Origin of the sequence: Cellulophaga sp., assembly GCF_039943695.1 — a bacterium.
Classification (GTDB): domain Bacteria; phylum Bacteroidota; class Bacteroidia; order Flavobacteriales; family Flavobacteriaceae; genus Cellulophaga.
Window position 1 is genome coordinate 1 of record NZ_JBDVAA010000140.1, and the last position, 9,559, is coordinate 9,559.

At 29.4% G+C, this 9,559-nt stretch carries 6 protein-coding genes; 2 read left to right on the forward strand and 4 right to left on the reverse strand.

Annotation, left to right across the window (positions count from 1 at the left end; genetic code table 11):
- Positions 1-211: 211 nt before the first annotated feature.
- Both ABJD66_RS09435 and ABJD66_RS09440 read right to left on the reverse strand, forming a co-directional pair.
- On the reverse strand, positions 212-619 hold the full coding sequence (locus ABJD66_RS09435; protein ID WP_348130798.1) for a thiol-disulfide oxidoreductase DCC family protein: 408 nt from the start codon (positions 617-619) through the stop codon (positions 212-214).
- A gap of 39 nt (positions 620-658) precedes the next feature.
- On the reverse strand, positions 659-2,536 hold the full coding sequence (locus ABJD66_RS09440; RefSeq protein WP_100896052.1) for a tetratricopeptide repeat protein: 1,878 nt from the start codon (positions 2,534-2,536) through the stop codon (positions 659-661).
- 358 nt (positions 2,537-2,894) lie between these two features.
- Between ABJD66_RS09440 and ABJD66_RS09445 the strand changes: the two genes are divergently transcribed.
- The gene (locus ABJD66_RS09445; RefSeq protein WP_348130801.1) at positions 2,895-4,853 is read left to right on the forward strand and encodes a thiol-activated cytolysin family protein; all 1,959 of its coding nucleotides are present in this window, start codon (positions 2,895-2,897) and stop codon (positions 4,851-4,853) included.
- 1,030 nt (positions 4,854-5,883) lie between these two features.
- On the opposite strand, the gene ABJD66_RS09450 is transcribed toward ABJD66_RS09445, so the two are convergent.
- Together ABJD66_RS09450 and rlmF are read right to left on the reverse strand one after the other, a co-directional pair.
- Entirely contained in the window at positions 5,884-8,058 is a 2,175-nt protein-coding gene (locus ABJD66_RS09450; protein ID WP_348130804.1) for a DNA mismatch repair protein MutS, read from the reverse strand.
- A gap of 65 nt (positions 8,059-8,123) precedes the next feature.
- Positions 8,124-8,987 carry a 23S rRNA (adenine(1618)-N(6))-methyltransferase RlmF gene (rlmF, locus tag ABJD66_RS09455; RefSeq protein WP_348130806.1) on the reverse strand — a complete coding sequence of 288 codons (864 nt, stop codon included), beginning with the start codon at positions 8,985-8,987 and terminating at the stop codon, positions 8,124-8,126.
- A 101-nt stretch (positions 8,988-9,088) separates the two neighbouring features.
- Between rlmF and ABJD66_RS09460 the strand changes: the two genes are divergently transcribed.
- Positions 9,089-9,559: DEAD/DEAH box helicase (locus tag ABJD66_RS09460; protein WP_348130809.1), on the forward strand; the 471-nt coding region annotated here is incomplete at its 3' end.

Below are 9,559 nucleotides of genomic sequence, written 5' to 3' on the forward strand. Positions count from 1 at the left end.
AAACAAAATCAAAAATATAGAGAACAACAACTAAAAGAACTAAAAGTATTAGTGTGTTTAGGTATTTAGCGTAAATATCATCTAAACCAAAGTCAACTAAATAGTCGTGCAGTGAATATGAAATTTGATTTAAACTGTACATAAAAAAAGATTAATATATTTAGGTGAAATTAAGTTAAGTAATTGATTAATAATATTAATAAGATGCTAATTAATCTAAAAATTTAGCTTTTAATTCCGGAGTAGGAATCATACAATTATCTTTTTTTCCAAACCAGTTATACCTGTTTTTAGCAATATAACTATATACCCAATCTCTAAAACCAACAGGAATTTGTTCTAAAACCCATAAAAGTATCCAAACACCTCCAAAATTACGACCAATTTTTAGTGCAGCGGTAGATTTTATGTAATAGGCGATGTTAGGTTCTATTAAAATAATAGAGTCTATTTTAGATGTGTTTATATTGCGTTCTGTAATAAGTTTTTTGCCAGTTTCTCCTTGCAATGTTGCAAACCTAAACAGGTCTTTTTTATCATGTTTAATAATGAACTGTATAGCGTTGTTGCATAAGTTGCAAACGCCATCAAAAAGAATAATTTTTTTATCTACTACCACAAGGCAAAGATAAAATACCTAAAACAAATAAAAGTGTTTTTATAATGAATTTAAGAAATCACTTAGATCTACTTCTCGTTTAAGACTTAGCTTCTTTTTTAATCTATATTTAGACTTTAAAATACTGTCTGGTAGTACGTTAAAAATAGCGGCGATTTCTTTAGTAGATAAATTCATCCTTAAAAAAGCAGCGAGTCTAATTTCTTTATCTGATATGTCCGCATATATTTTTTTTAGTTTATTATCAAAATCATTATGAACATCTGCAAAGTAAGACTTAAATAATTCCCAATCTTTGTCGTCTGCAGTTTGTTTTTTTAATAGCATTAATATACGTCTAAACTCTAATTTAAATTTATCTGGGTTATTTTTAAGTTCCTTTAAATTATCTATAAGTTCTTGTGTAAACGTGTTCTTTTGTACTAAGTGCACTGTTAAACTAGCTAATTCTTTTTGTTTGTGCTCTATTTCTTTTCTATATAGTTCATCTTGTTTTTTCTGTTTATTTATATTTTTCTTCATTCTGTGTTTAAATATAAAAAACAGCATAATTGAAATAGAAATTACAGCTACCATACCAGCAGCGTAAAGACTTATAGTTAAGGTGTTTAGTTTATCTTTTTGTTGTAAGTTTTTAATTTCTTCTTCGTTAAGAGCTAGTAGAGTTTGTTTTTTTTCAGTTTCGTATATAGTTTTTAATTCTTCAATCTGTTGTATTTTTTTTAAGTTGTAAATACTATCCTTAAATTTTTGATGCTTTTTTAAATCACTCAGAGCTAAGTTGCTTTTACCAAGCTGTTCATTAGCCAATGCACGTAGCTTGTAATTCTCCATTAAATAGTCTAGCCTTTTAATAGGTTTAGATTTTTCTATAGCTTTGTTTAGGTATATAATTGCTTGTTTTGGTTCACCTAAATCTATATATAACTTTCCTAGTTCTTTTAAAACATCTATATAGTTATATAAAAAGCCTTCTCTTTCATGAAACCTTAAGCTTTCTTCTAAGTATACTTTAGATTCTTCAAATTGTTTAGACTCTCTGTATACAGATCCAATGTTGGTATATAGTAAACCTTGATTAGATACTAATCCTTGATCTTCTGCTATTTTTAAACTCTTTGTAAAATTTATAATAGCTTTATCAAACCTTTTTAAATTAACAAAAGCAGTTCCTATTTGTAGGTACATATTGCACATCCAATTACTATCATCTTTTAACTTATATACTTCAAGAGCTTTATTGTAATATGTGATGGCTTCATTATAATTACCAATACGATTTTGTATTTCACCAATTTTGGCAGTAATATCTGCTTTAGATACGCTATTTTCTCCTATAGAGTCTAAAATACCTAAAGACTCCATATACATTTTCTGAGATAATCTATACTGACCTTTACTTAGGTAAACACTAGCTATATTACCAATACAATTGCTGTAAAGTGTTGTTTTATTATTCTTTTTAAAAATATCTTTGGCCTTGTTAAACATTTTTAAAGACCTATCTAAATTAGAGTTTTGCCTTTCAATATCAGCTAACTCATTAAGGCCTTTAGCATAGCTTACATCATCATTAAGTTCCTTTGCTAGTGACATAGCAATTTTATGATAATAGACAGAAGAATCTAATTTGTGAATTACTTTGTATACCAGTGCACTATTGTATGCGCTAGAAACTATTTTGGGTTTATCTGATATTAATTTAGCAGAATTATATGCCTCTAAGGAGTATTTTAAAGATAACTTTGGATTACTATACTTAAGATTTGAATGTAAACTGTCTAGTATTTTTAGTTTTTGAGTTATTGATACTTCAGTTTGTAAAACATTTTTTAAGCTATCTATTTTTTGATTATTTTGACTAAAAGAAAAAGTTGTAACACTTATTACCAAAAAGGTAATTAATATGGTTTTCATAAGTTAATTCTGATAAAGTTAATTATATAAAGAATAAAATAATTGGGGACTTTACCTTCTTTCTTTGCATCTAAGATATTAATTTTTTTAAAAATTTAAATATATAAAAATCTATTATTCTTCATTTGTCCATATATTTTTTGATTTTTATTAAAAGGTTTTTAAACTTTTATTTTTGACTTAACCTATTGATTTTTATGGGGTACGAGTTTGTTTTGGCTCTTATAAAATCATATTGTACGTCCTTTGTTTTGTATAGTTTTTAATATACGTGTCCATACTTTGTCCATTGTATATTTGATGTTTAAGAGCTTGTAAAAAATTATTTTTGTCCTCTCAAATCTTAAAATAATATATTATGAAGCAAATGCATTCATATAGTATTAAAACAAACCTACTAATGTTTTTAATACTATTTACATCATTGTTGTCTTGTAGTAAGGAAGATGATTCTTCGCAAAAAGATAACGAATCCGAAAAGAGTAGTTTTAATGCTGTTCTTGCTGTTGGTGAAGATTTAGAAGATCCAATACAACAACAGGTAGAGGTTTCTTCTACACAAAGTGAGCAAGCAATTACTACAACAGACGATCAGGGTAACTCAACTATAGAAAACTGGAGTTGCACAACAACTACTTATGATTTAAAAAGGGAATCTGGTGGAGAAGATGGTTTTCCATTATTTAGTCCAAATGCTAAAATAATTTATCCAGGTAGCTTGTTACAGGGAAAAACACTTAAAAATACAACTCCAGACGTAATTGCAGTTGATAGAGCCGGAGGAACAGTGTCTTATGATTTGGTAAATGGTAACATATCTAGTAATGTAACTGTAGATGTGGTGTCTAAAAGTAGTATACAAGATGCTATGAACCAGATAATAGCAGCATCACCAGATGTAACGCCAGCAAATTTTACTTTTGAGTATGAACAAGTGCAAAGTAGAGAAGCTTTAGCTATTAGTATGGGGTTAGATATAAAATCTGCCTTTGTAAAAGCAGGTGCTAGTTTTGACTTTAAAAACGGAGACAATAAAAATAGAATCTTGGTAAAGTTGAAACAAACGTTTTACACCATGTCTATGAATTTGCCAACTAGTAAGGATGATTTATTTGCAGACACGGTAACACCAGAAGATTTAGCTAAATATATACAAGAAGATAATCCTGCAACATATATTAGTGATGTTACCTATGGTAGAGTTTATTATATGTTAATAGAAACAAGCTCATCTTACCAAGAACTAAACGTAGCTGCTAATGCTAGTTTTGGTGTGTTTAGCACTAAAGTTAAAGCAGAGTTAGAGGTTAACCATTTAAAAGAGCTAAAAAATGTTAATATAAAAGTTATTGCTTTTGGTGGTGATACAGAATCTACTATATCTACTATAGGTGAAACAAATTTAAGCTCTCTAGTTAGCTTACTGTCCAAGAGTGCTAACATAGGTTCTGGATTACCTATAAGTTATGTGGTACGTAGTGTAAATACAAATCAAATAGTTGGTGTACAGCTTGCTACAAAGTATAACGAAACTAATTGCGAACCTCTTTTTGATAATGGAGAACCAATACAAACAAAGCATTGGAGAGGCAATATTTTAAATAAAATGGGAGGCGTTGGTGCAGCTTTTGAGCGCAATAAAGGAGAGTTTATACTTGTAAATACTTCTGGAGATAAATATATGCGTAGTTTTAACGGTGCTTTAGAAGGTCCTTTTTCTGTAACTGATTTGTTTGGTGGTGAATACCCATTCTTTACTGGTGATAAAGACAGTGGAGAGTTTGATGGTATAGGAGCTATTGTAAATCTTAGAAAAAATGGAGAATACAGCAGTGTAGATAAAGAAAAACAGTTTCTAGCAATATCAAAAAACGGGTTACAGTTTAAATATGTTAGTTCAAATTCATGGGAAAATTTCACCTCTTTAGAAGACCTTTCTATAGAGAAATTAGGAAGAGCAGGTAGTAGTGAAGGTTTTGGTACAGAAGGTATAGGAGCTTTGTTAAATGAATTTTATGACTTAAAAGAAAAAGATTCTGACCAGAGTATAACAATAGCGTTTGACAAATTAGGTAAAAGAATTGTCTACTTTTTAGCGGGAAATACTGAAGAAGGAACGGTATTACCATTAAACGTATATGCTATTAAAGATTCTAAAAACGTTTTATTTAAAAATATACCCTTAGAGACTGTAGGTGCATCTTTTAACTTTTATTTAGGAGATAAATTAAGAACTGTGTTTTTTGATATAACTGGCACAAAATACACTGTTTCTGGTAATAATACGGGTGATTATTCTCCAATTTTTAGTCTTTAAGTATTCAATAAAATACATCTAAATAACTAGCTCTAAATTATTCTCAAATTTTGCTTCCTACTTATGATTACATTTAATTATGTAATGGTCTTAATAACTGTTAATAATTATACAGAATTGAGTTAGTTTAACTGGGCAATTTAATTATTGCCCAGTTTTTTTTTACTCAAGTTTAAAATAATAGTTTTTTAACCAATCTATGCTAAGTCCATTAGTATTGTTTTTTATTTGATTGTTGGTTAATGGTGTTTTACTTTTTAATTTATTAAAAGTATACTTGTTGTTTATACCCTAAATTAAAGAATTAGTATACGAAACAGGCAGAATATACTTAGTCTTTTACAGCATAATAACAGCTGTATGTCTTTATAAGCTATCTAAACCTTCCCTTTTTACTTACATAGGCTATATATTAACTTCATAAAAGAATAAATTAATATGTTAATTTGTTAGTTAGTAAAATAAACCGATTATTTTTCGTTTTTTGTAATTAAAACTGTAAAAAAATGAATATAATTAATTTTTAAAACACTGTTTTTCAGTTAATTGAATCTAAATATATTTTTTTGACAACTATTTTTAATAAATGCACGTATATAGTGTGTTACTTGTAGAAGTCTAGTTGTAATTGTATTTTTTTTGTGTTTTATAAGAAAAAATTAACACTTGTCCATGCTTTGTCCATGGTGTTTTCTTTAAAAACATTTGGTTTAGGCTTACTTTTGCAGTGTAAGAAAATATTAAAAATTAAATAATTGAATACAAGAATTATTTAGTTTAAAAATTGGGGAACAGTCGGCCTCTTAAGTGGTTTGTAACTTCATTAAACTTAATGCTGGCTGTTTATTTTTATTTAGTATATAAACGCTACTAATATTTATTAGTGGTATACAATTTATAAATAAAACAAATTTACTTTAATGTAAGTTTTAAGGCTTACAATCACAATTTAAATTAGTTTTTTAAAAATGGGGAACAGTCGGCCTCTTAAGTAGTCTTTGTAAACTTCATAATGCTTAATGCTGGCTGTTTATTTTTTTTTGGCCTGTACCAGTTCTAACTGATCTACATTTACATTTGTAGTAAATAATCCGTAGTTAACAATAGCTTTGTTTTTTTCTAAAGAATCTATGCTACCAACAGCTTTTCCATCTAGCATACGGACTCTATCACCAATTTTAAAAATATACTTAGGTTTAAGTTTTTCTTTAACAATAGCTTTTTTCTTTTCTACTTTTTTCTTTTCGCGTATTACCTCTACCTTTTTAGCAACTTCTTGCTCTACTTGTTTCTTTTTGGCTTTTTGTGCTTTAACTTCTTTTGCAGATTTCTTTTTACGTTTGCTATTTTCAGTTTCTACAACACGTATTAGTTCTGAGACTAACACACGTTTTTTGTTATCCTGAAAATATTTTTCAGCAGCATCATTTACCTTGTTACCTAAATAAATCATACGTTGGTTATGGTCGTACAATTCTTGGTAGTTTTCTAGCTTAGATTTTATTTTTGTGTTAAGCTCTTCTAAACGTCTAGATTCTTGCCTTGCTTTAGTTTCTTCTTCTTGTAGCCTAGAACCTGTTTTTTCCATTTTACTACGCTCTTTTTGCATTTTAGCAATGGTAGCATCAAAACGGACTTTACCACGTTCTATTTTCTTTTTGGCTTTGTTAATTAAGCTATACGGAATACCATTTTTTTGAGCAACTTCAAAAGTAAAAGAACTACCAGCTTGCCCTAATACAAGTTTAAAAGTTGGCTCTAAACTTTTAGCATCAAACAACATATTGGCATTTGTAGCGTGCGGTAGTTCATTAGCTAGCATTTTTAAATTGGCGTAATGCGTAGTAATTACACCATAAGCACCGCGCTCATAAAAAACTTCTAAAAAAGTTTCTGCCAATGCACCACCAAGTTCAGGATCACTACCAGTACCAAATTCATCAATTAAAAAAAGTGTTTTATCATTACACTTCTTTAAAAAGCTATTCATATTTTTAAGGCGATAACTATAGGTGCTTAAGTGGTTTTCTATAGATTGATTATCTCCTATGTCTGTTAATATTTTTTCAAACAAACAAACCGTACTACGTTCATGAACAGGAATTAGCATACCACTTTGTAACATCACCTGTAGCAAACCAATTGTTTTTAAGGTAATACTTTTACCACCAGCATTAGGACCAGAAATTACAATAATTCTGTTGTCCTGTTTTAGTTCTATAGTTTGTGGCCAGGTTTTTTCATTTTTCCTTGTATTTGTTAAGTACAAGAGTGGGTGGTAAGCATCACGTAAAAACATAGTTCTTTCTTTACTAATTTTTGGCAAGAGAGAGTTTGTATCTTGTGCATACTTTGCTTTTGCAGCAGTAACGTCTGTTTCTGCTAAATACTCTTGGTAACTAGCTAAAATATAATCAAAAGGTCTAATTGCTGCTGTTAATTCTTTTAAAATACGATTTACTTCTTCTTTTTCATCATATTCTAAATTGTTTAACTCTCTACTATGGCGTAATGTAGCTTCAGGTTCTATATAAACAATGCTACCAGTTTTAGAAGCCCCCATAACGGCACCTTTCACCTTTTTTCTGTACATTGCTTTTACAGCTAAAACACGCCTGTTGTCTACTACAGATTCTCTAATTTCGTCTAAATAATCTGCAGAATTATAAGAGTTTAAAGCAGATAAAAAACTAGAGTTAATTTTACCTTTTACAGAATTAATTTCTCTACGTAAATCGTATAATTTGCTTGATGCTTTATCTTTAACCTCGCCAAACTTATCTATAACAGCATCTATAGCGTTTGGTATTTCTGGTAGCACATTTAGTGTTTCAGAATAGTTACTTAATAATGGGTAATATTCTTTAAACTTTTTAAAAAACTTAGTATGTACAACAATAGTATTGCAAATACTGCTAATTTTTTTAAAACCTCCTATTTCTAAGGTTGCGTTTTCTATTTTTAATAAATGTAATTCTTTAGTAATGGTATCAAAACCGTGATTTGGTATACGGTTTTCATTATCGTAAGATGCTACGTATTCACTAGTTTTTCCTAGATTTTCTAAAATTTCTTCTTTACTACTAAAAGGAGTAACGTGTAGTGCTAATTCTTTCCCTAATTCTGTACTACAGCGCAAGTTAATGTGCTCTAATACGGTGTTAAATTCTAGGTCTTGTAATGTTTTAGGGTGAATTTTATGCATTGTATAATTTTAAACCTTGCAAAGGTAAAGATAAGTGATGAAACTAGAAGTTTGTAATTTTGAATTTAGTCATTAAATTTCCAAGCCAAAATTCTACTTTTTTTATTGCCTTGTTCCATAGGCACTATAAAATAACTAGCTTTTAGTTTAGTAAGTTGTTTTTGTAATTTAGGTAAGTTATTGCTTTTAGATACCAAGCTGGTAAAAACAGTAACCTGGTCTTTAAATAAAACACTTTCTTTTATTAATCGTTTTAAAAATAGAGCTTCGCCACCATTACACCAAAGCTCATTAGCCATACCACCAAAGTTAAGCTCTAGCTCACTAGCTTGTTTTCCTAAATTTTTAAGTTTGCGTTGTGTGCCTTTTTTTGCTTCTTTTTCTGATGAATGAAAAGGCGGATTACACATTGTAAAGTCAAACTTTTCATTGGATTTAATTATCCCTGCAAAAATGTTAGCATTATCTTTTTGATGTCTAATTTCAATAGCATCAACTAAATTAGTATTTGCAGTTACATTTTGTTTTGCAGATGCTACAGCTACTTCATTAATATCTGAACCTACCATTTTCCAATTGTATATTTGGCTGCCCAGTATTGGATAAATGCAATTTGCACCCACACCAATATCTAAACCCTTAACAGGTGTATTTATATTTACTTTGTTAAGTATGTCTGCTATATGGTGTATGTAATCTGCACGTCCGGGAATTGGCGCACAAAGGTAGTTTTCAGGTATACTCCAATTAGTAACATTATAGTGTAGCTTTAGTAGCGCTTTATTTAATTCTAAAACGGCATTAGGATTAAAAAAATCTATAGTGCTGTTACCAAACTCATTAGTGTGTACAAAAGGAGCTAAAGAAATATGTACTTCTATTAATTTTTTAAATTGATAAGGCGTATTATGTAGATTTTTTGGATGCACAGCAACTGTTTTTTACAAATGTAAGATGATATCTAAAGAGATCCCCTATTTTTTTGTGGATTCTAGTGAAAAGAGTGACTATCTTTGCCCAAAATTATATTATGTCAAAAAAGTTTTCTAAACTAGGAGTTTCTGCTCCTCTTCTTAAAAGTTTAGCCGAATTAGAAATTACGACTCCTACAGAAATACAAGTAAAATCTATTCCGGTTTTACTAGAGGCTAACAAAGATTTTGTTGGTTTAGCAAAAACAGGTACTGGTAAAACCGCAGCTTTTGGTTTGCCACTTATACAATTAATAGATACAGATAATGCTAACATACAGGCTGTAATAGTTGTACCTACAAGAGAATTAGGTCAGCAAATTTACAGCAATTTAGTTTCTTTTGCTTCACATATGCCTGCTGTTTCAATAGCATCAATATGTGGAGGTACACCTATAAAGCCGCAAATAGAACGTTTAAAAGAAAATACTCATATAGTTATTGCTACTCCTGGTAGGTTAATAGATTTGTTAAAACGTAACGCTATCAGTCTAAAAAATTCTAAATACCTTGTTTTAGATGAAGCAGAT

What these genes read in the sequence shown, in the direction of transcription:
- ABJD66_RS09450 (WP_348130804.1), bottom strand. Translation starts at nt 8,058, where the DNA reads ATGCATAAAATTCACCCTAAAACATTACAAGACCTAGAATTTAACACC.
- ABJD66_RS09440 (WP_100896052.1), bottom strand. Translation starts at nt 2,536, where the DNA reads ATGAAAACCATATTAATTACCTTTTTGGTAATAAGTGTTACAACTTTT.
- ABJD66_RS09445 (WP_348130801.1), top strand. Translation starts at nt 2,895, where the DNA reads ATGAAGCAAATGCATTCATATAGTATTAAAACAAACCTACTAATGTTT.